Origin of the sequence: Cytobacillus sp. FSL W8-0315, from assembly GCF_038002905.1 — a bacterium.
GTDB classification, from domain to species: domain Bacteria; phylum Bacillota; class Bacilli; order Bacillales; family Cytobacillaceae; genus Cytobacillus; species Cytobacillus pseudoceanisediminis.
Window position 1 is genome coordinate 4361205 of the sequence record NZ_JBBOOC010000001.1, and the last position, 25067, is coordinate 4386271.

At 37.7% G+C, this 25067-nt stretch carries 24 protein-coding genes, 1 tRNA gene, 1 pseudogene and 1 riboswitch; of the genes and pseudogenes, 5 read left to right on the forward strand and 21 right to left on the reverse strand.

What is annotated here, in order from left to right; translation table 11 throughout:
- Positions 1 to 12 precede the first annotated feature (12 nt).
- The 4 genes from MKY20_RS22380 to MKY20_RS22395 form a co-directional block, all read right to left on the reverse strand.
- Positions 13 to 648: a methylthioribulose 1-phosphate dehydratase gene (locus tag MKY20_RS22380; RefSeq protein WP_009331057.1), complete on the reverse strand. Its 636-nt coding sequence runs from the start codon at positions 646 to 648 to the stop codon at positions 13 to 15.
- Entirely contained in the window at positions 645 to 1307 is a 663-nt protein-coding gene (locus MKY20_RS22385; RefSeq protein ID WP_009331059.1) for a 2-hydroxy-3-keto-5-methylthiopentenyl-1-phosphate phosphatase, read from the reverse strand. The genes MKY20_RS22380 and MKY20_RS22385 overlap by 4 nt, the downstream gene beginning before the upstream one ends.
- The gene (gene mtnW, locus MKY20_RS22390) at positions 1300 to 2532 is read right to left on the reverse strand and encodes a 2,3-diketo-5-methylthiopentyl-1-phosphate enolase (RefSeq protein WP_251157594.1); all 1233 of its coding nucleotides are present in this window, start codon (positions 2530 to 2532) and stop codon (positions 1300 to 1302) included. The genes MKY20_RS22385 and mtnW overlap by 8 nt, the downstream gene beginning before the upstream one ends.
- Before the next feature lie 86 nt (positions 2533 to 2618).
- A riboswitch (SAM riboswitch) is annotated at positions 2619 to 2722 on the reverse strand.
- Positions 2723 to 2814: 92 nt separating this feature from the next.
- Complete coding sequence (locus tag MKY20_RS22395) at positions 2815 to 3987, reverse strand: pyridoxal phosphate-dependent aminotransferase (protein WP_341003036.1); 1173 nt, start codon at positions 3985 to 3987, stop codon at positions 2815 to 2817.
- 143 nt (positions 3988 to 4130) lie between these two features.
- Between MKY20_RS22395 and MKY20_RS22400 the strand changes: the two genes are divergently transcribed.
- Complete coding sequence (locus MKY20_RS22400) at positions 4131 to 4916, forward strand: carbon-nitrogen family hydrolase (RefSeq protein WP_251157595.1); 786 nt, start codon at positions 4131 to 4133, stop codon at positions 4914 to 4916.
- A 36-nt stretch (positions 4917 to 4952) separates the two neighbouring features.
- Here the strand turns inward: MKY20_RS22400 and MKY20_RS22405 are convergent, their stop codons facing one another.
- The 4 genes from MKY20_RS22405 to MKY20_RS22420 all read right to left on the reverse strand — a co-directional run bounded on the left by MKY20_RS22405 (position 4953) and on the right by MKY20_RS22420 (position 9962).
- Complete coding sequence (locus tag MKY20_RS22405; protein ID WP_009331068.1) at positions 4953 to 5534, reverse strand: DUF2087 domain-containing protein; 582 nt, start codon at positions 5532 to 5534, stop codon at positions 4953 to 4955.
- Positions 5535 to 5658: 124 nt separating this feature from the next.
- Complete coding sequence (locus MKY20_RS22410) at positions 5659 to 6159, reverse strand: methylated-DNA--[protein]-cysteine S-methyltransferase (RefSeq protein WP_217030177.1); 501 nt, start codon at positions 6157 to 6159, stop codon at positions 5659 to 5661.
- Positions 6156 to 7991, reverse strand: a complete 1836-nt coding sequence (locus tag MKY20_RS22415; RefSeq protein ID WP_251157589.1) for a PAS domain-containing sensor histidine kinase — start codon at positions 7989 to 7991, stop codon at positions 6156 to 6158. The genes MKY20_RS22410 and MKY20_RS22415 overlap by 4 nt, the downstream gene beginning before the upstream one ends.
- Positions 7992 to 8156: 165 nt before the next feature.
- Entirely contained in the window at positions 8157 to 9962 is a 1806-nt protein-coding gene (locus MKY20_RS22420) for a methyl-accepting chemotaxis protein (RefSeq protein ID WP_251157583.1), read from the reverse strand.
- A 507-nt stretch (positions 9963 to 10469) separates the two neighbouring features.
- Between MKY20_RS22420 and MKY20_RS22425 the strand changes: the two genes are divergently transcribed.
- The gene (locus MKY20_RS22425; RefSeq protein WP_251175745.1) at positions 10470 to 11510 is read left to right on the forward strand and encodes an acyltransferase family protein; all 1041 of its coding nucleotides are present in this window, start codon (positions 10470 to 10472) and stop codon (positions 11508 to 11510) included.
- Between the two features lie 254 nt (positions 11511 to 11764).
- A tRNA-Arg gene (locus tag MKY20_RS22430) sits at positions 11765 to 11838 on the forward strand.
- A gap of 407 nt (positions 11839 to 12245) precedes the next feature.
- On the opposite strand, the gene MKY20_RS22435 is transcribed toward MKY20_RS22430, so the two are convergent.
- From MKY20_RS22435 to MKY20_RS22460, 6 genes are all read right to left on the reverse strand, one after another.
- Entirely contained in the window at positions 12246 to 13502 is a 1257-nt protein-coding gene (locus MKY20_RS22435) for an amidohydrolase (RefSeq protein ID WP_019381627.1), read from the reverse strand.
- 229 nt (positions 13503 to 13731) lie between these two features.
- Positions 13732 to 14727 (reverse strand): type II asparaginase, encoded by a 996-nt coding sequence (locus tag MKY20_RS22440; RefSeq protein WP_019381626.1) that lies wholly within the window; start codon positions 14725 to 14727, stop codon positions 13732 to 13734.
- 46 nt (positions 14728 to 14773) lie between these two features.
- Complete coding sequence (locus MKY20_RS22445) at positions 14774 to 15877, reverse strand: threonine synthase (protein WP_019381625.1); 1104 nt, start codon at positions 15875 to 15877, stop codon at positions 14774 to 14776.
- 64 nt (positions 15878 to 15941) lie between these two features.
- A complete protein-coding gene (locus MKY20_RS22450) occupies positions 15942 to 16316 on the reverse strand; it encodes a RidA family protein (RefSeq protein ID WP_019381624.1) in 375 nt (124 codons plus the stop codon).
- Between the two features lie 147 nt (positions 16317 to 16463).
- The gene (locus tag MKY20_RS22455; RefSeq protein WP_251175744.1) at positions 16464 to 17480 is read right to left on the reverse strand and encodes an ornithine cyclodeaminase family protein; all 1017 of its coding nucleotides are present in this window, start codon (positions 17478 to 17480) and stop codon (positions 16464 to 16466) included.
- Positions 17481 to 17581: 101 nt separating this feature from the next.
- Positions 17582 to 18688 (reverse strand): D-TA family PLP-dependent enzyme, encoded by a 1107-nt coding sequence (locus MKY20_RS22460; protein ID WP_019381622.1) that lies wholly within the window; start codon positions 18686 to 18688, stop codon positions 17582 to 17584.
- Between the two features lie 373 nt (positions 18689 to 19061).
- Here MKY20_RS22460 and MKY20_RS22465 point away from each other — a divergent pair, with 373 nt between their 5' ends.
- On the forward strand, positions 19062 to 19712 hold the full coding sequence (locus tag MKY20_RS22465) for a helix-turn-helix transcriptional regulator (protein ID WP_071160454.1): 651 nt from the start codon (positions 19062 to 19064) through the stop codon (positions 19710 to 19712).
- A 422-nt stretch (positions 19713 to 20134) separates the two neighbouring features.
- Positions 20135 to 20230, forward strand: a pseudogene (locus MKY20_RS28730) (hypothetical protein); the annotation flags it as partial.
- 465 nt (positions 20231 to 20695) lie between these two features.
- On the opposite strand, the gene MKY20_RS22470 reads toward MKY20_RS28730, so the two are convergent.
- From MKY20_RS22470 to MKY20_RS22500, 7 genes are all read right to left on the reverse strand, one after another.
- Positions 20696 to 21385, reverse strand: coding sequence for an N-acetylmuramoyl-L-alanine amidase (locus MKY20_RS22470; protein ID WP_019381619.1), 690 nt, complete (start codon positions 21383 to 21385; stop codon positions 20696 to 20698).
- A 121-nt stretch (positions 21386 to 21506) separates the two neighbouring features.
- Positions 21507 to 21773, reverse strand: coding sequence for a phage holin (locus MKY20_RS22475; RefSeq protein ID WP_026041693.1), 267 nt, complete (start codon positions 21771 to 21773; stop codon positions 21507 to 21509).
- A gap of 2 nt (positions 21774 to 21775) precedes the next feature.
- A complete protein-coding gene (locus tag MKY20_RS22480; RefSeq protein ID WP_019381617.1) occupies positions 21776 to 22051 on the reverse strand; it encodes a hemolysin XhlA family protein in 276 nt (91 codons plus the stop codon).
- A gap of 184 nt (positions 22052 to 22235) precedes the next feature.
- Positions 22236 to 22499, reverse strand: a complete 264-nt coding sequence (locus tag MKY20_RS22485) for a hemolysin XhlA family protein (RefSeq protein WP_251175743.1) — start codon at positions 22497 to 22499, stop codon at positions 22236 to 22238.
- Between the two features lie 36 nt (positions 22500 to 22535).
- Positions 22536 to 22736: a hypothetical protein gene (locus tag MKY20_RS22490; protein WP_019381615.1), complete on the reverse strand. Its 201-nt coding sequence runs from the start codon at positions 22734 to 22736 to the stop codon at positions 22536 to 22538.
- Positions 22737 to 22871: 135 nt separating this feature from the next.
- A complete protein-coding gene (locus tag MKY20_RS22495; protein ID WP_019381613.1) occupies positions 22872 to 23318 on the reverse strand; it encodes a hypothetical protein in 447 nt (148 codons plus the stop codon).
- 237 nt (positions 23319 to 23555) lie between these two features.
- Positions 23556 to 24914: an IS1182 family transposase gene (locus MKY20_RS22500; protein WP_009336809.1), complete on the reverse strand. Its 1359-nt coding sequence runs from the start codon at positions 24912 to 24914 to the stop codon at positions 23556 to 23558.
- Positions 24915 to 25067: the final 153 nt, after the last annotated feature.

Sequence of the window (25067 nt, forward strand, 5' to 3'; positions counted from 1 at the left end):
GCAGTTCATATATTAAACTACTTTAATTAGCTGATCGGGCTTATATGCCAGGAGCCTTAACTGATAACGGAACAGAAACTCTGAAGCCTCAAGGATCTTTTTAGCCTCAAAGGAGGTTCTGCCCCATACTGTAATTCCATGATTTCTTATCAAGACGGCACCTGAATCTTCATGTACATGGGAAGAAAAACACTTTGCCAGCGTTGGAATATGCGCATGATTCGGAATAATCGGAATCTCGAGAACAGCATCTTCCTCCCACTTATCAAATGCTTTAATCAGCTCTTGCCCTTTAAATGTAACCGCCGCCTGATCACCATAAATTTCTGAAATGACATTATTGTCAATCGTATGTACATGAAGACTGCATTCAGCTTTCGTTCTTCGATATATCTCAGAATGCAGAAGTGTTTCAGCAGAAGGCTTTAAATGTGTTTCCCCTGCCGGGTGTCCATATTCATCAACAAGGAGAAAGTCTTCATCAGTGCGTTTCCTTTTATCCTTTCCGCTTGCTGTTACGAGGAATTGAAGGGGATGTGAGCTGACCTTAATGGCCAGATTTCCGCTTGTTCCCATAAACCAGTCCCTTTCTGCAAGCTCTTCCTTAATATCTGCAAGCTCATTCCATTTTTCCCCAACTCTGCTCATACCCTCACCTCATTTAATCTTTTTAAAAGCTCAATGCAATCATAGAATGTTTCAAAGGCAGAATGATTTAGGTTCATCTCTTTGCTTTTCTCCAGGAGCAGATCTCTGGCAATGACAAAGTCTGCCTGTTTGGCAGCCTCCAGATCGGTTACTGAATCTCCGATCACCACTTTAAAGGTGTTCTCATCCACCAGTTTCCTCATAATAGAAGGCTTGCAGCAGCCGCAATTCTTATTGCATTTTTCATCGCAGCTATGGGGCCATAAGATATTAATTGTATCGCCGCTAAAATCAGAACTATTGCAGAACACCTCTTCAAAGGGTCCATACTTATCCAGTACAGGAGCCACAAAAAAATCTATTCCTCCGCTGACTATATAAAGCGGTATTTTTTCTTTTTCCAGATAATCGATAAATGGCTGAAATCCCTCTCTTACTCTTGCATTTTCTAAGATGAAATCGGTGATAGCATCTTTCAGACTGCTTGGCAGAAGGGAAAACATCTTTCCTACTCCTTCTTGAATGGTAATTTCCTGTCCCAGAACTTGATTTTTTATCCCCTCCCATTGAGAAGGAGCAAAGTGCTTCATGATATGAATGATGTTATCGTTTTCGGTAATAGTTCCATCAAAATCACAAAATACCGCCACTTTAGCCATTCTTTACAGCCACCTCTTTGTACCCCCACAGATCAATCGCTTTTTTTAATTCAGGGAAGTTTGATGGAGCATCTGTTAAAGAAGCCCCATTTAAAATTAAATCTATTGCCTGGCGGAATGCCAAACCGCCTCCTCTTGCCCCATCCGGATGCCCATGTACGCCACCTCCGGCATTAATTACACTGTCTATTCCGAAGTCTTCGAAAAGCAAAGGTACAAGACCCGGATGGATGCCGGCTGATGGAACCGGAAAGGTTCTTTTGCAGAAATCATTCCTAGTCAGGGTATCCCCAATTGATAAGGCCAGAGTTTTTTCAAGGGCAACCGATCCATAAGGTGAAGGGAATAGAGAAAAGTCTGCGCCTGCATACCTGAGGAGTTTGCCTAAAAGCAAAGGATAGGAAATCCCATAAACACTTGAAGCAGAAAGAGCTCCACTAACTGCAGGATGTGCCATGATAGGCAGCCCTATCTCATCATCTTCTCTTAATGACTGCAAAACATCGAGCCCATACGAGAATACGTTGAAGAGAAGAAGATCTGCACCAAGTCTGGATGCTTTCCTTGCCTTATCTTTTAAATCAAAAGACCTGCCTGTTAAATTCACAGCATATAGGGTACGGTGGCCTGTTTCCTCATAAACCTGCCTTAGCACTTCTTTGCCTTCGGTTATCCGGGCTTCAAAAGGTGTAAGGCGGTTTTCAAATAGAATTTCATCATCTTTTACAAGGTCGATGCCGCCAAGGGCCTGTTCCCTCAGCTGCGAAGTTAAAAAATCCATGTCTTTGCCCAGCACCCCTTTGAAGATGCTCATCAGAAGGGGTCTATCATATACATTCAGTTTTTCCCTCAGTCCGTCAATCCCGAATCGTGGCCCAGGAAAAAAGCTTTTAAGTTCATTGGAAAACTGTAAATCTAACAATTTAATCTTTCCATCCAATGATAGTTTTCCAAAGACTGTTGTTAATATTGCCGGTAAATCAGGACTGAAATTAACAGTTGGATAGGCAATCTTAATGACTGCGGCTGTTTCCTTTTTTTCTTCATCTTTAGTATAGTCTTCAACAGAAACGACCCTGCCTTTATGCTTTTCCAGCTGCTGTTTTTCTAGTTCCGGCAAATGGGTCCATGACCCGACCGTTAAGCCTAAAGCGATCTCCTCGGCCTTTTTCTCCGGGTTATGTTTTTCATCATGAACCAGATACGTTGCAATAATTTCACTCATGTATATTCTTCCTTTCAAAAATCAAAGAATGAAAACAATAAAAAACCTCTTCAAATAAGAAGAGGTTAGGATAGCAATCTAACATCTTCTTATCTTTCAGCTATAAGCTGCAAGATTTAGCACCGTGCTCATGTATAAGTCGGTTGCCGGGCTTCATAGGGCTAGTCCCTCCGCCTGCTCTTGATAAGAAAACGAAACGAGTATTCAGTTAATTTAGAATTAAAATTTAATTAGAATTATGACAGTGCTTAATATTTTTGTCAATTGAATTATGAGAAAAATTTAAAATAAATTTAATTTTTTTATTCTGCCCACTGCTTCTTTAAGTCTCTCCTCAGATGTCAGTAAACCCGCTCTCACATACCCTTCTCCAAAATCACCAAATCCGATGCCTGGTGCAACCGCAATATGCGCTTTATCCAAGAGATAGTCAGCAAACTCTTCCGATGTAAATTGTTCAGGGACCTTGAGCCATGCAAAAAAAGAGCCTTTAGGAGCTTGAACATTCCAGCCGATTTCCCTGAGGCCAGAGATGAATGTATTACGTCTGGATTCGTATATGGAATTCAATTCTTTAACACAATCCTGTGGTCCTGACAGAGCAACTGCTGCAGCTTCCTGAACAGCACCAAACAAGCTGACGTATAGATGATCCTGCATAAGGTTCAGTGCTGCGATGACACTTGCATTTCCAGCTGCAAATCCAACTCTCCAGCCTGCCATATTAAATGTTTTTGAAAGTGTATAAATTTCAATTCCGACCTCTTTTGCCCCTTCTGCCTGAAGAAAGCTTTCAGGCTTTATGCCGTCAAAACCAATTCCTCCATATGCAAAATCATGGACGATGCAAATACCATGGCTTCTGCTCAAATCAACTGTTTCTTGAAAAAAGTCCTTGTTTGCCACTGCTCCAGTGGGATTATTTGGATAATTAAGGAACATCAGTTTGGCTGCATTAAGCTGGTCTGCTGACAATTCACTGTATACTGGCAGGAAGTTATTTTCTTCTCTTAGAGACATTGTCACCATTTTTGCTTTGGCAAGTGCAACACCTGACCAATAATCAGGATATCCCGGGTCCGGAACCAATACGCTGTCCCCAGGGTTTAAAAGGCATTGAGGGATTTCAACCAATCCTGCTTTACCACCAAAAAGGATGGCTATTTCGGTTTCAGGATCCAATTCAACATTAAATTCCCTTTTATAAAAGTCAGCAGCTGCCTTTTTTAAATACGGGAAGCCCTGGAAAGGGGAATATTTATGGTTTTGCGGATTATCGGCTGCACTTTGAAGACTCTTGACAATATGCTCTGGTGTAGGCATGTCAGGATTGCCCTGTCCAAGATTGATGACATCATGCCCTTGTTGGAGTTTTCTCCCCACTTTGGCTGTCAAAGATGCAAAAAACTGTTTAGGCAGACTTTTCAAAAGATCTGATTGCGGATAATTTACCAAATTGTTCACCTGCTTAAAAAAAAGATTGAAAATATAGTCACAAATGATATAACGTAAATGGTAAGATGTAAAGTAAAATTTTGAAAATTTCCATCTATCGGACTAATTTTACCATAAGGATATGATGATTGCGGGGGAGTTTTATGAAATTAAAGATTGCCTGTTTGCAAATGGATATTGCATTTGGAAAACCTGAGGATAATTTTAAAGCAGCCGAAATCATGATTAAAAAGGCGCTTAGGGATAAACCGGATGTTATTGTGCTGCCGGAACTTTGGACGACTGGTTATGACTTGACCAGATTGGGTGAAATTGCAGACCAGGATGCAGAATCATCGCTAGTCTTTTTGAAAGAGGCCGCACAGAGCAATCGGGTTCATATGATTGGCGGATCTGTTGCAAAGAAAACACCCGATGGCATTTACAACACTCTGCTGATTGTAGATAACCAAGGTGACCTTATACATGAATACAGCAAGCTGCACTTGTTCAAGCTGATGAATGAACATCTCTATCTGAACGGAGGGACAGCCAAGGGAGTTTTTTCACTGGAAAATAGGAAGTTTGCAGGGATGATTTGTTATGATATCCGTTTTCCTGAGTGGGTGCGGACCCATACAGCGGAAGGTGCTGAAGCTTTATTTGTAGTAGCTGAATGGCCATTGGCCCGGCTGGCACATTGGCGGGCACTTTTGATTGCGCGTGCCATTGAAAACCAGTGCTACGTAATTGCATGCAACCGCTCCGGGTCTGATCCTGACAATGTCTTTGCTGGCCATTCGATGATTATAGATCCTTGGGGAGAAGTGCTTGCAGAAGGTTCTGAAACGGAAGAAATCCTATATGCTGAGATAGACCTGGAAAAAGTGAAAGAAGTCCGCAGCATGATTCCGATTTTTACCGACCGCAAACCGGATTATTACTATTGAAGGCATGCATGGCCCTAACTGGGGCCCTGCCTTGCTTTACCCTTCTATTTTCGCCCACATTTCCGGAGGGTTTAATTCATAAATGCCATTTTCCCTGTACATATAATGATTTATAATAAATTCTCTGCGTATCGTAGCATAGTCTTCATGATACTGTTGAATATATTCGTTGAGCTCTTTTTCTTCATATTTTTTCCCCATTTTCAATCCTTTGATTAGATGCTCAAAAACCATGAGTCTCTTCTTCCTCTGTGCAGGAATATTCTTCAGCTTTCCATCTTTGGTAAAGAAATTTTCAATAACCTTCTGGCTTTCTATATTTTGTTCTTCCATTTTCTTAACCTCCTCTTTATCTGCCAATTTTGCAAGAACACCTGATTGGTGTTTCAGTACGGATTCATTTAAATAAAAATAAACAGTATTTTTATCTCTTCTCTGATAAACAAGGTTTATTTCCCTCAGTTTATTTAAATGATGAGTAATGGTTGGCGGAGTTAAACCAAGCTTCCCCGCTATCGCCTGTCCATGCAAAGGCCCTTTGGCAAGGAGAAAAACAATCCTGATTCTGGTTGGGTCTCCCATTGTCTTATAAAAAGCTACTAAACGATTTAATTGCATATTTTCAGCGCCCTCATTTCGATTGATATCTAATTAGATGATAATCGAATCCCGCTCGTTCAGTCAACCATATATATAATACCCCCATAAAAAAATCACCTAAGAGGTGATTGTTAAGATTGAGCTATTTTATATAATTAGACCCTTCGAGTGCTAGCAGTACTTCTTTAATTTCAGTCCTGTTTCCTGCATAACCCGTTAACGATTTATTTTTTCCAATCACGCGATGGCATGGAATAATGATCGGAAGGCGATTGGCCTTGTTTGCCTGACCAATGGCACGCACTGCTTTTTCTTTCCCTATTTTAAAAGCAATGTCCTGATAACTTCTTGTCTCTCCAAATGGGATTAGGCACAGCTCTTTCCAGACTGCCTTTTGAAATTCAGTGCCATGAGGTTCAATGGGGATGTCAAACTCTTTCCTATGCCCTTCAAAGTATTCCTCAAGCTGATTTGTACACCTTTTAATTAAAGAGTCGGAGGGATCCAATTTCAATGATAAAACGTCTTCCCCTTCGAGAAAATCTTCTTCCCCAATGTATAAAGCCGAAAGGATTCCATTCTCAATGACAATGTAAATGTCTCCTGCCGGTGTGTATGTTTTAGAATAAACTCTGCCTTTCATTTCATTCCCGCCTTTAAAGAATAGGGCAAATGGATGTGGAATACAGTTCCTTCCCCCAATTTGCTTTCCACCTCAATTGTTCCCTTGTGTTCTTCAATAATTTTATATGTAACCATTAAGCCAAGTCCAGTGCCTCTTTCCTTTGTAGTATAAAAAGGTTCACCAAGCTTTTTTATTTTATGTGCAGGAATTCCTGTCCCTTCGTCCCTAATGGATATGTGAACTTTATGGTCAAACCCTTTCTGAATGGATACAGTAATATATCCACCTTTAGGCATGACTTCAATGGCATTTTTTATAATATTGATAAAGACCTTTTTCATTTGATTGGATTCACAGAAAACATTGGGCAAATTCTTTTCATAATAAGTCCTGAATTGAACATTATGGAGCACAGCCTGAGCACTAAGGAGATCGACTGTTTCCTTCATGATTTGAGATATGTCTTTTTCCACAAATTTGACAGCTTGAGGCTTAGCAAGTATGAGAAATTCATTAATAATTGAATCAATCCTGCTAAGCTCAGTGGTAATCACATTGAAATACATAGTATGATCTTCCTTCACACTGTCCTCAAGCAGCTGTATAAAGCCTTTAAGTGCTGTCATGGGGTTTCTTATCTCGTGGGCAATCCCTGCTGCCAATTCTCCAATCACATGCAAAGTGTCTGATTTCCGAAGCTGTTCTTCCATTTCCAGCTTCTCAGTAATGTCTTTAAATGTTGTCATACTGATATTAGAAAAAATATTCAGCTTGTTGGAAAACTCAAAAAATTTCTTTCTGCCTGATTTCAGAGTAATGGAAAGGTTACCGTCTGATTGCCCCGCAGAGTGTATGTTTTTTATCTGCTCCTTTAATTCATCATCGGTTATATTGCAGTCATTTAAAATACTATGCAGCGAAACACCAATAAGCTCCTTTTTTGTCATCTGGAGCATTCTCTGACCTGATTGATTAATATCGACTATTTCAAACTGATTGTTCCAGAGCAGAATCCCTTCAAGGGCACCTTCAAATATCATGCGAAATTTTTGTTCGCTTTCCCTCAAGCTTTTTTCCATAGCGTGACGCTCACTGACATTTCTGAAGATTGTCATATGGTAGCCTTCAACGGAGTTCAATTTCACTGTAAACTCCAAAGATTTGAACTGGCCATTTGGCATAAGAAAAACTAGCTCATCCCGTATGCTTCCCTTAACGAACATCTCTTTAACAATGCTTTTGTATCTTTCCGATTTTTCATATACAAAATCTTTGATCTTTTTATTGAGAAGCTCATCATGAGTACATTCAAAAATTCGGCAAGCAGCTTCATTCGCATCAATGATCTCACCATTTCCACGCCAAAAAATGATTCCATCCAGGGCTTCAATAAATAGGTCAGCATACAGCTCTTCATTCTTTTTCACTTTTCGTTCGAGGAGCCGCTTACTCGTTACATCTCTTAATATACACATATAAAGACCGTCCTCATTAAGGATGCTGGTAGTAAAATCAAACTCTATTATCGTTCTGCCGTTATATATTGGCAGAATGCCCCTGACACTTTCCTTCTTCTTTAATAATTCCCTTTGCTTTTCAAGCTTGAAATGTCTATTTTTCGGCACGATATCAGACAGTCTCCTGCCGATCAGGTGTTGTTTATCAGTCTTTATACTTTCAGCAAATGATGGATTGACATCAACAATTCTCTCCTGGCTATCAAAAATTAAAATTCCATCATTTGAGCGTGAGAATATATTATATTTAAGTGAATTATTATTGGCCAAAATATTATTTTCCTTTTCCAAAGTCTCAATCCTGGCATAGAGTCTCCTGATTTCCTGATTCATAATGACCACTCTATTTCCTCCTATTGGGATATGCAATTAATTAAATATTTCTACAATATCTGACTAAAACCTTTAAATCTCCGAGAAAACTGTCTTATTAATTTTTCATCTCAAATGTCTGGAGAAAGGACAAGGCATACCCTGTGTAGAGAGTATGCCTGGATTTTACAATTTGAATTTTGCAATCATCTCATTTAATTGTTCTGCCAATTCCGACAAGGACTGTGCATTGTCTGAGATTTCCTCCATTGAATGGTTAGTCTGAGCCATTGATGCACTCGTTTGTTCGATGCCTGCCGCAGATTCCTCAGACACTGCGGCAATACTGCCAATGGACTGGTTCATATGGGCAGAATTAATGGATACCTGCTCGAGGCTGCGGGAAATGTCACTGACATTATTGGACATTGAGTTAACTGCCTCATAAATTTTCTGAAATGTTTGTCCTGTCAATTGAATTTGCCCGGTTCCCTTTTCAACTTGAACATAGCCTGTTTGAAGGGATGTGGCCACACTGTTTGACTCCGTTTGAATACCCCCGACAATCTTAGTGATATCTGAAACCGAGAATGATACCTGCTCAGCCAGTTTCCTCACCTCATCTGCCACTACTGCAAAGCCTCTTCCATGCTCACCGGCTCTGGCAGCTTCAATTGCTGCATTTAATGCCAGAAGGTTGGTCTGGTCTGCAATTTCCTTTATAACCTTAACTAATCTGGTGATTTGTTTTGTCTGATCATCAAGTCCATTTACCTTGTCAACAGAAGACTTCATTATTTGGTTAATTAATCTCATTTGTTCCTGGGATTCTTTCATTAGCTTGTTTCCATTCTCAGTAAGTGATAGCACCTCTGTGGAAGCACTTTTTATTTCATTACCGCTGTATGAAGCTTCTTTTACTTTTTCCAGGTACTCGTCCATCATTAAAGATAAACGCGTTGCAGAACCCGCCTGATCCTCGGCTCCTCCGGACAGTTCCTGCATGGTTGAAGCCACCTGCTGACTGGCTGCTTTTACTTCATTTGCAGCAATATTCAGTTCTCCGCTTCTTTCTGTCACATACCCAGAAACTGCATTAATTTCCTGAATCATGGTCTGCAGCTTTATTTTCATTGAGTTCATGGCTCTGCTAAGCTGTGCTACTTCATCATCACCTTCATATTCCACTGAATTTGCATTGAGGTTTCCTCCTGCAATTTCATTTGAGAATTGGACAATGGCAGTTAGTTTTTTAGAAATTATACTTCCAATAAAAAGGATGCTCGCGATTCCCAGGATAGCAGAAATGATGATTGAAATACCAAGTACTATTAAAGTAAGGATAAGACCATATTTGGCAGAAGACACAGCCTTTTGCTGATCCTCCTTCATCATTCTGCCAAGGGTATTTAACTTATCAACCGTTTCAGAAATAATATTATCTGCCTGCAATTTCCCCAGCCTATATTCTCTTGCATGCTGCAGTTTTACTTCTGGCTCGATGACATCATGAAATAAACTGGTGATTTTTTGATCATTTTCATCGATTTGCCTAAAAAGGGTTTTTGATTTTGAATCGCTCAGTTCCGGAGAAATTTCCTCTTTCAATTTATTAAAATCCTCTGTCAGCTCATCAAATGTTTTTAAATGTTTGGGGTTGGAGTCAATGATAAAGTTTCCAATCGTGCTCCCTTTATGATGAAAAGTGGCCGCTGATTCTGTAATCTTAATGGCTTTTTCCCCAGAATCCTTAACAGTCTCCAGTTTTGAATTGGCAATTGTCAGCAAGAAGAAGGTTAGAACGGTGGAAACCGTGAATAGTCCAATGGTCACAAAAAGCGCAACCCCATATTTCTGGCCAAGCTTCAGGTTCCTCCACCATTTCGTGCTCGCCATTTTATTAAAATACTTGCCTATTTTAAACTTTTTTGACCTGGACGATTCTTTTCTTTCCTTATTGCCAGGTATAAATTTTCTTACCCCTTTCAACATAACTTCCCCCTTTATGATTGAACCAGATGCGAACAATTGAACTAGTATGTACCTAATTCTTTTTTACTATTCTTTCAATTCATTATAATAGAACAAATAAGACATTTGAAGATTATTTTTCCAATTTTTCATTTTAATAAAGCCTTCCCTGCACCTATTCCCTTTAAAATCTTACCTTAAAAAACCTGATTTTCTCACGTCAGCATCAATCATGACATACTAATCGGACTACTCCCTTTTATCTGCGACAAAAATGATTTTCTTTAAATAAAATTTGAAACAGATTTAAATTAAATCCATTCAAGCCATATAATATATGAAGTAACAAGCAATATTTATTTGTATAACAGTAATTTCTAATTAGTATGACAGCATTTTCAGAGTTAGAAGTTTTTACTTTTTCTGTAAATTAAACCTTCTATTTACACGAGAAAAGAAGTTTGCTTCATGTTAAAGTGGGTAAAGAAAGAAAGAGTATTTATGGGGGTCTTTAATAGAGGAGGACTTATGAAACAACGTGACTATTACTTCGACAACACGAAGTTTATTTTAATCTTCTTTGTCGTTTTCGGACATTTACTCCGCTCTTTTATTGAAGATAATGAAACAATCTATACTTTATATAAGGTAATCTACACGTTCCATATGCCAGCATTTATACTGGTATCCGGTTTTTTTGCAAAAGGCTTTTATAAAAAAGGCTATATAAAGAAAATTGCAAAAAAGCTCATACTGCCATATATTATTTTTCAGGTTATTTATTCGATCTTCTATTATTTTTTATATAATAAAGGCACCTTTGAGTTGGATCCTTTTAACCCGCATTGGTCTTTATGGTTCCTGATCAGTATGTTTTGCTGGAATATCATGCTTTTATTCTTTGCAAAGTATAAAGCGGTTTATTCCCTGGCAGCTGCTTTTATCATTGGGCTTGCTGTCGGATATGCCGATTGGATTTCAAACTATTTAAGTTTATCGAGAACATTTGTGTTCTTTCCTTTATTCCTATTGGGTTATTATTTAAAGAAGGAGCATTTCTATGCGCTATTCCAGCCAAAGTTCAGAATTAGTGCATTAGCAATCTTTGCTGTAGTCTTTATAGGCTTTTACCTCTATCCTGAAGTGGACTATAAGTGGCTGCTTGGCTCAAAGCCATATACTGAAATGGGGGCAGCTTCAATTGGGGCAGTCTTAACGAGATTGGGCTTTTATGTCCTAAGTTTAATAATGGTATTTAGCTTCTTTGCTTTTGTGCCCAGCAAACAATATTTCTTTACTGATTTAGGAAAAAATACACTTTATGTCTATCTGCTTCACGGATTCTTTGTACGGGTATTCAGGGAAAGTGATGTACAGGGCTTTTTCAGCAAACCGGAAAACTTCCTGCTGCTTGCCGGAATATCGCTGCTGCTGACTTTGCTTCTCTCAAGCAAACTGATTACTTCATTTGCGCAGCCTATTATAGAACTGAGAACATCACAGCTAAAGAAGCTAAAAGATAGATCAAAGGCATATGCCAGATTTTATCGTAAAAAACTTACAAGTTAGAACAGAAACCGGTCATGTATTAATGGCCGGTTTTTACTTTAGTCATAACTATTGACCATTTTTGATTATGGGATTATAATAAATAACTGTGTTATATTATTTTGTCCCAGTAGCACAGCTAAGCATAAACATCCCTGAATTACATCCCTGTAGCTTTGTTTCGACGCATTTGCTCCCTTGTATTGGGCTTGCAGAGGAAAAAACAGGATATACCAGTCTTATCTGCACTACAAAAAATATACTTACGCCAATATGTCCCAGTAGCTCAGCTGGATAGAGCGACAGCCTCCTAAGCTGTAGGTCGTGAGTTCGAATCTCGCCTGGGACGCTACAATAGAAAAGCGCGAAACCCATGTATATCAATGGTTTCGCGCTTTTTATTTTATTCAATTTGTTTATTCATAAACATTAATAATCTAAGGTTGGGGTCGGTTTGGGGTCGGAACGATTTTTATTTATGATTTCATACCTCTAATCGGCCACTAAAGCCCCTGTTGTTGGTTAAGACATCAGTGTTGTTTAAAAAGAAAAAGCTGCCTGATTAGCAGCTAATGTTGAAGTTAAGAATCCGTTAGTTAATTACATTCATCTTCAATAACACATGAATATATTAAACATAAAAAAGTGTAATAGAGGAATCACATTAATCGGGACTTCTCAAATTTATGCTGATAAACACTTCAAATAAGTTATGATTATTCACTTTGTGACCGATAACCTAAATCCAAATAATAATTATTTTAATATTCGACGTGCAATTCGGTTAAACAATTCAACTGCATGCGGAAGAATTTCTTCTTCAATATCAAACTTTGGATTATGATGCGGTGCGGGTATAGTGGAACCTACAATCATATAAGTCCCTTTTCCCCCTAAATCTTGGACTCGTTTTATCATAAAGCTAGCATCTTCACTCCCGAGTCCTTTACCTTCACCATTTCCAAATGATGTAAATCCTTCTGCTTGCTTTGCCTCTTCTATAGTTAACTCAACCAGTTCATTGTCACAGGTAATTGGGATAGCGGCACCAATAACTTCAATTTGATGATCAAGCTCATGCATAGATGCACTGTGAGTAATGATATTTCTAACTCTCTCCTCCAAATCTTTATTCTCCTCTTCGGTAAGAGCCCTAGTCTCAATATTCATTTTTGCATATTGGGGAATGATATTAGTTGCTGTTCCACCCTCTAAGATTCCTACGTTAACTCGGGTGGGTCCTGTACTAAAGCGCGGGATAGCATGTATATTTAATAAGGCGGTACTAGCACCCAACAAAGCATTTCTACCCATTTCCGGATTACCGCCTGCGTGAGCAGCAACACCATAGTAGTGAGCTATCATTTTCGTGGAGGAAAGGAAGTGCGTTGAACCACCATGGAACTCACCAGTCGGAACATCTGCACCTAGATGATGACAAAACATATAATCCACATCATCTAATAACCCCTTCTGTACAATTGCATATGCTCCGCGAACTCCTTCCTCTGCTGCCTGAAATATCAGCTTTATTGTCCCAGCAAACTGACCATCCGCCAGTTTTTCAGCGAGCCCCAAGCCTATGGCAGTATGGCCATCATGCCCACAAGCATGCATATTCCCTTCATATTTTGAACGGAAACCATTTACTTTAGGATAATGGTTCTCATCCTGACTCTCTGCAATTGGCAAGGCATCCATATCAAAACGAAATGCAACGGTAGGACCCGGTTTTATACCTTTTAAAACTCCAATTACAGTAGTATAGCCACCTTTCATTTTCTGAAGTATATTCGGATTAGCACCATCCAGTAATGCCCTTTGATATGCCATCTCTAAAACCGCATTGGATGGAACTCCTCTCATAAAATCTCCGTCCATTGCATCTCTCCCATAGATTAAATGATATCCAAGCGAGTTTAACAGCTCCACTATCTTTGAAGCCGTTCGAAATTCAGTAAATCCAACCTCAGGGTGCATATGAAACTCTCGCCTTAAAGCTATAATATCCATTTTTGATCTCCTCTACTAAATTTTTTAGAACTCTAGCATTTCCCCTCTCCTATAAAACTGGAGTTGGTCTCTTAAACCAAACTTTTTATAATAATCCACCTTATTCTTTCTGGCATTACACCATTTTTTTCACACCGTGAATCTTCGCTTCCTTCAAAAATCATTCGTTGAATGAAATCGTGAAAAATCAAATCTTTTTTTTTCATTCTTCTAAGGGACACTCAAAAAATTAGTATATATGAAAATACTGTTGAATCTCATTTTTATCATTTGTTAAGTTTAATGCTAGCATAAGAAGAATCCTTGCTTTTGGAGGATTTAATGATTCAGATACGATATATGCGTGTTGATTATCCATATCAGTACGGCTAACAATTCCCGTATTGAGTCGAGATGATCGTATGACGATAACCCCTTTGTTTATCGCATCATGAATTCCAGCCTCTGCTTCTTTAGAGATTGTATAGCCCCCAGCAGTAGTTACAATGATTCCCTTTGTATCTGCTTGAACGGCTGCGTCGTATAAATATCGTTCATCTCCTTGATGAGTATATATAATTGAAACCTTAGGCAGCTTACTAATGGAGCTAACATCAAATATGGTTTCAGTCGTATGAAGATAGGTGATATCTTTATAATAAAAATAAACTTTCCCACCAACAATTGATCCGATATAACCTTGTTCGAGAGCTTTAAACGAATCGACTGCTGTAGCATTCATTTTAGTGATATAACGTGCAGAACCAATTCGGTCATTAAGGACAACTAATACACCTTTTCCATGAGCTTCTTGATTACAAGCAACTTTTACACCATTGTAGATATTCAACGGACCATCTGCACTTATCGCTGTTGCAGGTCTTACTGCTCCAACAATCACGACTGGTTTATGGCTTTTAATCACTAAATGTAAAAAATAGGCGGTTTCTTCCAGTGTATCTGTACCATGTGTGATCACAACACCATCTATTTCTTCATCTAATAATATGTCATTGATATATTTACTCAGTGTCAATAGTCGTTCTGTTGTCATATCAACACTATCAATATTAAACAATTGTTCAACTTTTAAATTTGCAATGTTGACTAAATCCGGTACTTCTTTTAATAAGTCATCAATAGACAAAGCTCCTGGTTGATAGCCTGTGGTCATTGTACTCGAAGTTCCAGCCCCTGCAATTGTTCCACCGGTTCCAATAATTTTTATCGTTGGCTTACTTTTCATGCTTCTCTCCTATATTCTCTATTACATCCAACTAGCTCCTCTTGGTTTATTTCGATTTTATACCTGCACCACAAAGAGGTATTATTATTTTTTCATCCGATTTTTTTCCATATTTTAAATAACCGGCATAGTTGGTCGCTGATGTCACTTCAACATAAAAACCTTTTTCACTAAGCTTCTCCCGTGCTCTTAGAATCTCATCTTCTTGAATCTCAATAAATGTACCATTTGTTTCCCCTACAGCTTCTAAAATTTGTTTTGAACGTGCTGGAGCTGCAATGGCGATCCCTTCCGCTAAAGTACCTTCGTTCATAATAGGTTTCGCTGTTACCTCACCATGTTTGTAGGCATTTACAAGAGGCGCACAATTCGCTGCTTGGATAGCAATGATTTTCGGCATTCTTTCTATTAATCCATTTCCCAATAACTCTTTAAAACCATAATATGCACCAAGTAAAAGTGTACCGTTACCAACTGGAATTATTAATGCATCAGGCGCACCTTTTAATTGTTCAAAAACTTCATAAGCATATGTTTTTGTTCCTTCATAAAAGTATGGATTATACACATGACTTGCGTAAAATACATTTTCATTTTTTACTGCTTTTTGGGCAGCAGCTGCAATGTCCTCTCGTGTACCACGAATTTCTTTAATCGTTGCACCATGAGCTTTTACTTGAGCAATTTTTTTCGGGGATGTTTCGTCGCTTAAATAAATATCACAGGCAATATTACAACGTGCTGCATAAGCTGCAATCGCCGTACCTGCATTACCACTACTATCAGCAATGACCTTTGATACCCCTAATTCTTTAGCCTTCGTCATCAAAACAACGGCCCCTCGATCTTTAAAGGATAATGTAGGCATCATATAATCAACTTTTACATACGTATTTGGCTCCATAGGATCTAGAACGATTAATGGTGATTGACCTTCACCCATTGTCACGGATTCCCATGTCTTAGAATCTTTTGCGAATGGCATAGTTTCAAAATAACGCCATAATGAGTTTGGATAGTTATTCCAAGCTTTAATATCAACTTTCGGGGTATCTTTTACTATGTTTAAGACTCCTCCACATTCACATTTCCATATAGTTGGTGTAATATCATGCTTTTTCCCACAACTGTTACAAATAAATTGTTTCATCGTTAATCAACCCTTTAAATGATATTAACTAGATTTTTTCATACAAAACAGGAAAAAAATATGACTAAATATATGCAATGGCATCAATTTCAATTTTGAAGCCAAAATGTAATTGATTAGTTGGTACAACGGTACGTGCTGGTTTATGTTCACCGAAAAATTCCTTATAAACAGCATCTACTTTATCCCATAATTTCACGTCCGGAGTATATAATGTCATACGCAAAATCTTCTCTTTTTTACTTCCAGCTGCTTCTACAATCATTTCCACATTCTTAAGTGCTTGTAATGTTTCTTCTTCGATTGTGCCAAATTTCTTTTCACCGGTTTCTGGATTAATGGCAAATTGCCCTGATACATAGACAGTGTTCTGATGAACTGTTGCTAATGCATAGTGTCCATTAGATTTTAAATTTCCTACTTCAAAGATGCTTTTCATTTGATTCCCCTTAACTTGACTTATTTTTGATTTCATCAAAATAACTACTTTGGAAATGCCTAACTTAGATGCGACCTTCTCAACAGATCCTTCTTATAAACAGTTTTAATGTTGGAAACTACTAAAGCTCTTATTTTCCATTAAATATTATTCGTAAATATTTAAAAGTTTTCCTCTGCCAAGTGATATAGCTTTTTCATATACAGCGACTGCAGCAGCTGTATCTTGAATCGCACTACCTGTGGTATCAAAAATAATAATTTCCTCAGAATTTGTTCGTCCATCAATTTTACCAGTAACAATATCCCCAAATTCTCCATAAACATCCCCAGTAGACATTAGATTTGCATCCATAGCATGATGGAGCTCTCCTACATGTGCACATTGTTCTAGAATATCCACAACTAGTTTTCCACTTGCCAAAAGTTGCGGGTCAAGTTCTTGTTTATCTGGGCTGTCTGCACCAACTGCAGAAATGAAGGTCCCAGGGCGAACATACTCTTCGTGCAGAAAGAATTTTTTTGCAGAAGTACAAGTAATAATAATATCGCTTTTAGGTGCAACATCGGCTAAATTATCAGTAGCCTCAATGTTCACTTTAAGCTCCTCTGACATTTCTTTCGAAAATTTTTCTATCTTGTTCTGGTTAGTTCCCCATACGTATACTTGAGAGATAGAAGAAATGACATTCATAAGAGCCTTCAGCTGAACTCTCGCTTGGTTTCCACTGCCACAAATAGTGACTGTTGATGAGTCTGAACGGGCAAGATATTTTGCTGCCACTGCTGTTGTTGCAGCAGTACGCTTTGAGGTGATTTCCGTTGAGCCCATGATGGATAAGGGTCTCCCATTCGAACCATCAAACAGTATAATCAATCCGATAATGTTTGGTAAGCCGAATTTGGTGCAATTTCCGAAAAATCCGCCATTTGCTTTCAGCGCAAAATACGTCTTGTCAATTTTAAGTCCGCCACTCTTAATATGAAATTCTCCGTCTTCTACATCCGCGTGCATTAATCCTGGAACTAGAGCTCGACCTTCAGACCGTTTTCTAAAAGCACTCTCCATTGCCGTTAAGTAATCATTAGATGAAATCATGGAGGCAATTTCAGACCTACTAAGAAGTAGAAACTCAGTGTTTCCCATTGCACTTAAATCGATCATTGTAACTCATCCTTTCCATTATCAAATTTGTGAATAAACTGATTCAATCAGTCCAAACTCTATAAGAGATCTTATAATTGAAACTGAGAATACAAAATTATTTACTGCAGTTTTGCCCGGCAGTCGATAGGGATTTCTTCAACAACTTCGCCTTTGGAAAGCAAATAAGCTTTTTCATATAAATTACAAACCGGACAAATATGGTTTGGGATAATTTGTACTTTATCTCCAATATTTACTTGATTACGGAAATCTCTATTGTAAATGATCGCATGTTCGTCGAAAACACCGTGAATATAGACATCTTCAAACTCCTTTATACGCCCCAAACCATTTGTGGTTGTATGTCCCTCGCTTCGTGTTTGGGCTGTAATTCCTTTTGCCCCAACATCTGTAATCACCCGTTCATTAGTAGGTTTACTGATGATTGTTGTAAGGACCGATGCTGCACATCGCTCATATGTGCCAATAACGTTTGCCTGTGAGGAATCCATTAAAATATAGGTACCAGGCCTAATTTCAGTAACCCCGTCCGGTATCTCGAAATTGAGCATGAAAGGAGGAGTCGAGCCAATACTTATTACTTCAGGTTTAACTCCCATCTCTTCTGCTATTCTTGCAAAGTGCAAGGTTCGGTTTACACTTTCAAGATAAAGCTCTTTACATTCATCAATGTTTTCAGCTTTATAGGAATGCCCATCATGTGAAAAAATCCCTCTAAGTTCAACATGTTTACAAGCCTTTACGTTTTCTAATAATGTTCTGAAATCACTTTCTTCCATAATCCCTGAGCGTTGTTCTCCTACTTCAATTTCAATTAGAACCTGGGCTTTTTTCTCTGCTCCTTTGAATACTTCTTCAATTTCAGTTACATGGTAACTATTATCTATACCAAACGAGATATCGATGGTCTCAGCTAATTTTCTAATTCGTTGAATTTTTGATTTTCCAACAATCTCATTGGCAATAAAGATGTTTTTCAAGCCGTTTTTAGCCATAATTTCAGCCTCACCGACTTTTGCTACTGTAATTCCAACTGCGCCTAATTCTTCTTGTAATCTAGCAAGCTTAGGCATTTTATGAGTTTTGGTATGTGGACGTAAATGTACTTTATGTTCATTAGCGTAATTTTGCATGAAGCGAAGATTATCCATCATTATTTCTCTATCAATTAAAAGTGCTGGTGTATCTAACTCAACATATTTCATTTTATCGGCTCCTTTTTATTTTTTTGATAAGCTTGTGGGAGTGAGTATTTTCATGGTTGCAATTGAGTAGGTAGGATTTAAAAAACTTTTTTATCAACTAACCGATGACCAAAGTAGTAATTAGTTTAAGTTAATTGTAAAAATTACAAAGGAGATTAACTATTCAATTCAAGAAAAGAAACTTTTATATATTTTAAATTGAAAACACATAAAAAATTATATAAAATAGAACTAAATCATTATTATTTATTAAAATTATATAAAAAGTTATACAAAAGTCAACACAATAAAGATTTTTATATAAAAATATATATATTTCATGTTAGAAATGATTCAAATAAATAGATATCGTTTAAAAAGAAGGGACCATCTTATGAATATCAATAATAAAGAATTAAAAAAGTACATCCCAATCGCTAATTTAATCGCAAAGACCTTTGGACGGAATTGTGAGGTCGTCATTCATGACTTAACCGTTCCTCAAAACTCAGTGATTTACGCTGTTAATAATCATGTAACAGGAAGAAAAGTTGGACAGGCTTTCGATCACCTAGTGAAGCAAGTGCTTCTATCTAGTAAATTTGAGAACGATTATTTGGCAAATTATAAAATACGTACCGACGATGGAAAGGAAATAAAATCATCTACAGCTTTAATTAGAGATTCGAACGAAAAAGTTATTGGGGCACTTTGTGTTAATTATAGTTTGGAAAGCATGATTCATTTTAAGGAATTTCTAGATGATTTTATGGGTATTGGACAAGATGAGGAAGAAAAAGAAAAAGAAAATGTGGAACTTATGGAAAATGTAGTAGAAATTGCAGACGATTTAATAGATCGCATTATTGCCAATTACGGAACCGAAGAGTTAAAAAGAAAAGAAAAAATTAAATTAATCAAGTTTATGGATGAGAAAGGGATATTTCTAATCAAAGGATCTGTAGATAAAGTGGCAGAAAAGCTTGGTATTTCAAAAGTTACCGTATACAGTTATTTGGATGAAATAAAAAAAACAATTGACTGAGAAATGAAAAAACCAGTTTTATATAACTGGTTTACAGTGTAGACAAAAGGCATTTGGAAATGTCCTCATTTTCCAAACGCCTTTTAATTTTATAGATAATTTTTTTCCCTATTTAAGAATGATATTACTGAGAATGTGAAGGAAATCAATCCTGAAGGCTGCTTTGCCGTTTTAATACTTATATTCTATAATGAGTTTTGCAACTGTAAAGTTGCTATGACTAGATAAGCCCTTTCTTCGGATGGGGCTTTTTATATTGCCTGCTGGATTAAAGTCAGGTAATTCTTGCCGAAATAATTATTGGGTGATAACATGTATGGAAGTATAGGTATCAATTTAAGAATGTTAAGGTTCGAAAAGAACAAGACTCAAAAAGAAGTAGCAGAAGCTACTGGGATCTATATTAAAAACTCAGTTACTACGAATGTAACAAAATTAATCCCTCACTGGAGGACCTTGAAAAGTTGGCGAGATATTATGGAGTACCCGGGGAGAAAATTAAAGATGTAATATACTAAAGCCCCTCTCGAGTGAGTAGGGTTTTTAATATTGATTGCTAAAAAGCGACCTATCGTTTTCCCTGTTTTCTCTTTCTGTCAAGAACCCAACAATGAACCCAAACCATATAATTGAAGCCACAACCGCGACGCCAGCTGCACCTATATAGATTAAATACCAAACCAGAACGCTGAAGAAAACTGTAACTGCCAGGCAAGTAACTATATATAAAAGATATAAAATCTTTCATTCCTCCTTTATAAACAACTAATACGCTAAAAATAACACAAAGGGTTCTTGAATAATTTGATTGTTCCAAAGTGGAACTTTTTGTTTATGAAAAAAATAATGCCCCGGATTGTTCATCCTGGGCTGACCTTTAGATTATTTTGCACGAAATATTCCTGCCTACTAATCCATCAATTGCTAAACCATGATGGGCTTGATTTTCCATAACCACTCTCGATCGAAAAAGGGTTTATTTATTATTTGACACGTAAGCGCTGACCAACATAGATAGTATAGTCTGCATCAAGATTGTTCCAATCCCGGACCTGCTGGATTGTGCTCCCATAGGTTCTGCTTAAAGAATATACAGTATCTCCAGATACAACAGTGTGGTAGACCGCTGAACTCTTCTTGGGAAGATTAAAGCTCTTCACAATTCCATTAACATGTCCACGGGCTAAATTTTCAATAAATGTGCTTGATTTTAACTTTGTTGCATCATTGGCATTGTCAATAAATCCATTTTCAGTTAACAAAGCAGGCATCAATGTTTCACGAAGTACATGGAAGTTTGCCTGCTTTTTACCGCGATCATAATAATCTACCAACTTAATTACTTCAGCATGAATATTGTTTTGGTAGGTGGACGTAGGTGCTCCAACTCCTGGATAAACATAGTCTTCATATCCTGTTCCCCCGCCTGCATTAATATGAACTGACAAGAAGTAATCAGCTCCCCATGCATTGGCAGCATTTGTACGCTCAGATAAAGATACTGTTTGATCTCCAGTTCGGCTCATACGGATGGAAATATTATCATATTCAAGGGTTAGAATATCTTTTATACGTGTAGCGATTTGAAGTGTTAAATTCTTTTCCTGAAGACCATTTCCTACTGCACCTGGATCAGTGCCGCCGTGACCTGGATCAATAAAAAGTTTTACCATATTTAAATCACCTCTATTAATATTTTTATTCACAAATCTATTAACTGCTTGTACTGCTGTCCTTTACTCACATGACCCTCACCCCCTTTAAGGAATAAGAAAAGCCACCCAAAAGGGCAGCTTATTTAGGCCATTGATAACGTTTTGCTTGTTGACTATCCTCTATTCCTTTTGTTGTAGGATCATTTAAAGCATTCCACACACTCACCACTATCAGCAGTAAAACATATGGATTAGAATAAGCTCCGACCAGCAAATTAAAAACAGAACCCCAAGTAGTGAGGTCCTGTGCAGTCAAACCATAGTATCCTAGTATTGGTGCAAAAAAAGCTAGAAATAACTGTGCTAGAAATACAGGATTTTTAAAGCGAATCTTCCAGTTGATCATGTTCATTGTCCCCCTCTTAAAACATTATAAAAAATTGCAATCGCTCCCCCAATGATTCCAGTACTGATTGCTGTGATAATGGCTGCTGTAATTGTTCTTTTTATCCATGTTGTATTTTCGTCAATTTTATTTAGCTTTTCATTTATTGAAATAATTTGTTGATCCTGTCGAGTTGTAATTTTTTCAAGATTGTTCACCCGATTCTCAATATCTCTAAGATCCCCTTTTATTTCTGCTATTTCTTTGTCGTACATATTTTCATTAACCGTCTCCTTCAAGATAACCACCCTCCTTTTAAGGATATCTTGTGCTTGTCCAGCTATATGGACTTAAGTGGCTAAAATTTATATTCTTTTCCACATTGAGCACTCTATAAGGTAGTAAATGAAAACCTTCTGCATCAAGTAACGGCAACTATCTCCATTTTGCATTAATAGTTCTTCTACAAAGTAATTTATTTCCCTAACCTTTAAACACTGTAAAGATAATTGCAATACCGCCGCCAATTATAGCAGTGAAAACGGACATAATAATGGCATTTGTAATTGTTCTTTTTAGCCATTTAGTATCTTCTTTAATTTCCTTTAAGTCACCTTGGATGTTCTGGATTATTTGGTCTTGTAAGAGTGTTTTATCCTGTAGCCGGCGAATATCACCTTTCATTTCTTCAATGTCTTTCTTTACAGATGTCTTCCATAAATCCATTGTTTCCGCCTCATTTGTCACTTACAATACCTCCTTTGAAGGTAATAAAAAGAACCCTTAAATCTTAGGTTCTTTTGTACCATTTGCTTCCTTTGATTCAATTAGATTATTTTCAAGTTCCTGGATTTTCTGCTGCAATTCTTTGTTTTGAGAAACCACATTAAATTGTGCCTTCAAGATAATATTTTCGTGTTTTAGTTTTCCAAGTTCATTTTGAAGATAAGGGTCTATAGAAATTTTTTGATTATCTCCGCTCATAATGTAATTTCTCCTCCTATTTGGGCTTTTAGATTTTCTAATTCTGTAAGCGCCACATCTAATTTTGGGGATAATTCCTGAATGGCTTTCCATTCCATAACGTCTATTGCATACCCACAAGCGCCTTTTGTGGTGTTACAATATCAACAGGCGCTTCCTGATAGGTAAGACCAAGCCTTTTTTATCTACTCCCGGAATATCACCTTCTAAGTAATACTGTTTCACAGGAGTTGCAAGGATTTCTTTTAGTGCAGATTTGGTATACAATTCAATTTCACTTTTTAGTTCTTCATCAGAAGTATAAGTGGTTGAACGTACTTTCAAATCATTCCTCAGAATATTAACATTCCCACAAGATCCGGCTACAAGGGTTAGTTCACCGCCTGGCCTTTCATTTCTTACAGTGAGACCTTCGCTGCTGGCGCTACCAAATCCGAAATATGCACTTCTTGTAGTACCGGTTTTAAAGAACTCAATATAACAATTCGTTCTCCCATAAAGCTGCAATAAATCACTGTCGGCTCCAATCCAAACTTTATCTTTGAAAACAAATTCCCCTCTGTTTATGTTTTTAAATGTCATTCCATCATAGAAAATGTGAACATTTCAAATAAATTAGCTACTGATATTCTAAACCTTCTTCCTCTTATAGAAGCTGATCTCGCCTGGGACGCTTTCAGAAAAAAACGCCAACAAAAGTTGGCGTTTCAGTTTGTAGACAAAAAGAGTTCGGAATAGTCTCATTCCGAACTCTTTTTTTGATTTTTTGTAGGACTTCAAGTAGTTACAGAGAATTGCAGACCTCTCCGAGGTTATCATTTAGGCCATTTCTGGACCTTGCCAAGTCCAGTTGGCCATTTTCTTCAAATTCATGGCAGCGAAAGTAAGCATCGCCTGCATCGACATTTTTTTAAGTCCCCTGAGGGTTGTCCAACGCATGCCATGCTTTTCTTTTGCATCTGCGAATACTCGTTCAATTGTTTCTTTGCGTTTTTCATAGATCGGTTTGACGTCTTGATGGTGGCGAAGATGATCTGCTTCTTCCACATGTTCCTCCCACACATGACGTTGAATCAGTTTTTGATGTGCTTGACTCTGTGTGCATTGAGACAAGAAAGGGCATCCAGCACAAATTCGAGGATCTGATTTATATTGACGATAGCCTTCCTTTGTAGTTGTAGTATATTTTAATATCTCACCAGTTGGGCAAATGTAACAGTCAAAATGCTCATCATAAACATACTCATGTTTTCTGAAGAAACCCTCTTTTGTGCGAGGTCGTGTGTAAGGTAAAGCAGGTGTGATGTCGTTTTTCAATAAGTAGCTCGTGATAGCAGGTGTTTTATAGGCTGCGTCTGCCGCAACAGCTTTTGGTTTACTAACTTTCTCAATGACTTGTTCTACCAATGGCTCTAAAATATGACTATCATGCGTGTTACCAGGGGTTACAATTGCGCCTAACACGAAGCCGTTGCGGTCTGCAGCCGCATGGAAAGAATAAGCGAACTGTTTTGTACGCTCATCTTTTACATAGTAGCCACTCTCTGGATCTGTTGTACTTTCCTTGATTTCTTTGTATTCTTCTTTATCAAACTTATCAGGTGGAAACGGCTTTTTTCCATGATCCTCGCGGTCTTGGTTAATCTCCTCTTGAAGGCGTTCTTGATAAGCACGGGTTTCTTTTCGAACAACTTTCTTTTCAAATTTGCGTTTATTTGCACTCGCTTTTACATGAGTAGAATCTACAAAAACGTGTTCAGCACTAATTAAATTCTTTTCAGCTGCGGTTTTTAAGATTCGGTAAAATATTTGTTCAAAGAGATCGGTGTCTTTAAATCGGCGCTCATAATTTTTACCGAAAGTTGAGAAGTGAGGAACTTTATCGTGAAAGCCATATCCTAAAAACCATCGATAAGCCATATTCGTTTTCAATTCTTCAATTGTTTGACGCATGGAGCGAATACCGAAGGTATATTGAATAAATGTGAGTTTAATTAATATTACAGGGTCAATACTTGGGCGGCCTTTTTCTGAATACTTATCTTTTACCAAGTCATAGATGAATGAGAAATTAATCGCCGCTTCAATTTTGCGGACCAAATGGTCCGCCGGTACAAGTTCGTCTAAAGCAACCATTTCAATTTGATCCCGTTGAATTGGATTATGTTTTGAAAGCATTTAAATCACCTCAAGCATTGTATTACTTCTATTTTAAAATAAAAAAGACTGCAGACAAGCACGATTTTCATCGAGTTTGTCGACAGTCTGAAACGCCAACAAAAGTTGGCGTTTTTTTCTCGTACTAACAAACCAGAATGCCAGGTGTCAAAG

Excerpts from the sequence above, each read along its gene's own strand:
- MKY20_RS22380 (WP_009331057.1), bottom strand. The coding sequence starts at position 648 with ATGAGCAGAGTTGGGGAAAAATGGAATGAGCTTGCAGATATTAAGGAA.
- MKY20_RS22385 (WP_009331059.1), bottom strand. The coding sequence starts at position 1,307 with ATGGCTAAAGTGGCGGTATTTTGTGATTTTGATGGAACTATTACCGAA.
- mtnW (WP_251157594.1), bottom strand. The coding sequence starts at position 2,532 with ATGAGTGAAATTATTGCAACGTATCTGGTTCATGATGAAAAACATAAC.
- MKY20_RS22400 (WP_251157595.1), top strand. The coding sequence starts at position 4,131 with ATGAAATTAAAGATTGCCTGTTTGCAAATGGATATTGCATTTGGAAAA.
- MKY20_RS22405 (WP_009331068.1), bottom strand. The coding sequence starts at position 5,534 with ATGCAATTAAATCGTTTAGTAGCTTTTTATAAGACAATGGGAGACCCA.
- MKY20_RS22410 (WP_217030177.1), bottom strand. The coding sequence starts at position 6,159 with ATGAAAGGCAGAGTTTATTCTAAAACATACACACCGGCAGGAGACATT.
- MKY20_RS22415 (WP_251157589.1), bottom strand. The coding sequence starts at position 7,991 with ATGAATCAGGAAATCAGGAGACTCTATGCCAGGATTGAGACTTTGGAA.
- MKY20_RS22420 (WP_251157583.1), bottom strand. The coding sequence starts at position 9,962 with ATGTTGAAAGGGGTAAGAAAATTTATACCTGGCAATAAGGAAAGAAAA.
- MKY20_RS22425 (WP_251175745.1), top strand. The coding sequence starts at position 10,470 with ATGAAACAACGTGACTATTACTTCGACAACACGAAGTTTATTTTAATC.
- MKY20_RS22435 (WP_019381627.1), bottom strand. The coding sequence starts at position 13,502 with ATGGATATTATAGCTTTAAGGCGAGAGTTTCATATGCACCCTGAGGTT.
- MKY20_RS22440 (WP_019381626.1), bottom strand. The coding sequence starts at position 14,727 with ATGAAAAGTAAGCCAACGATAAAAATTATTGGAACCGGTGGAACAATT.
- MKY20_RS22445 (WP_019381625.1), bottom strand. The coding sequence starts at position 15,877 with ATGAAACAATTTATTTGTAACAGTTGTGGGAAAAAGCATGATATTACA.
- MKY20_RS22450 (WP_019381624.1), bottom strand. The coding sequence starts at position 16,316 with ATGAAAAGCATCTTTGAAGTAGGAAATTTAAAATCTAATGGACACTAT.
- MKY20_RS22455 (WP_251175744.1), bottom strand. The coding sequence starts at position 17,480 with ATGATCGATTTAAGTGCAATGGGAAACACTGAGTTTCTACTTCTTAGT.
- MKY20_RS22460 (WP_019381622.1), bottom strand. The coding sequence starts at position 18,688 with ATGAAATATGTTGAGTTAGATACACCAGCACTTTTAATTGATAGAGAA.
- MKY20_RS22465 (WP_071160454.1), top strand. The coding sequence starts at position 19,062 with ATGAATATCAATAATAAAGAATTAAAAAAGTACATCCCAATCGCTAAT.
- MKY20_RS22470 (WP_019381619.1), bottom strand. The coding sequence starts at position 21,385 with ATGGTAAAACTTTTTATTGATCCAGGTCACGGCGGCACTGATCCAGGT.
- MKY20_RS22475 (WP_026041693.1), bottom strand. The coding sequence starts at position 21,773 with ATGATCAACTGGAAGATTCGCTTTAAAAATCCTGTATTTCTAGCACAG.
- MKY20_RS22490 (WP_019381615.1), bottom strand. The coding sequence starts at position 22,736 with ATGAGCGGAGATAATCAAAAAATTTCTATAGACCCTTATCTTCAAAAT.
- MKY20_RS22495 (WP_019381613.1), bottom strand. The coding sequence starts at position 23,318 with ATGACATTTAAAAACATAAACAGAGGGGAATTTGTTTTCAAAGATAAA.
- MKY20_RS22500 (WP_009336809.1), bottom strand. The coding sequence starts at position 24,914 with ATGCTTTCAAAACATAATCCAATTCAACGGGATCAAATTGAAATGGTT.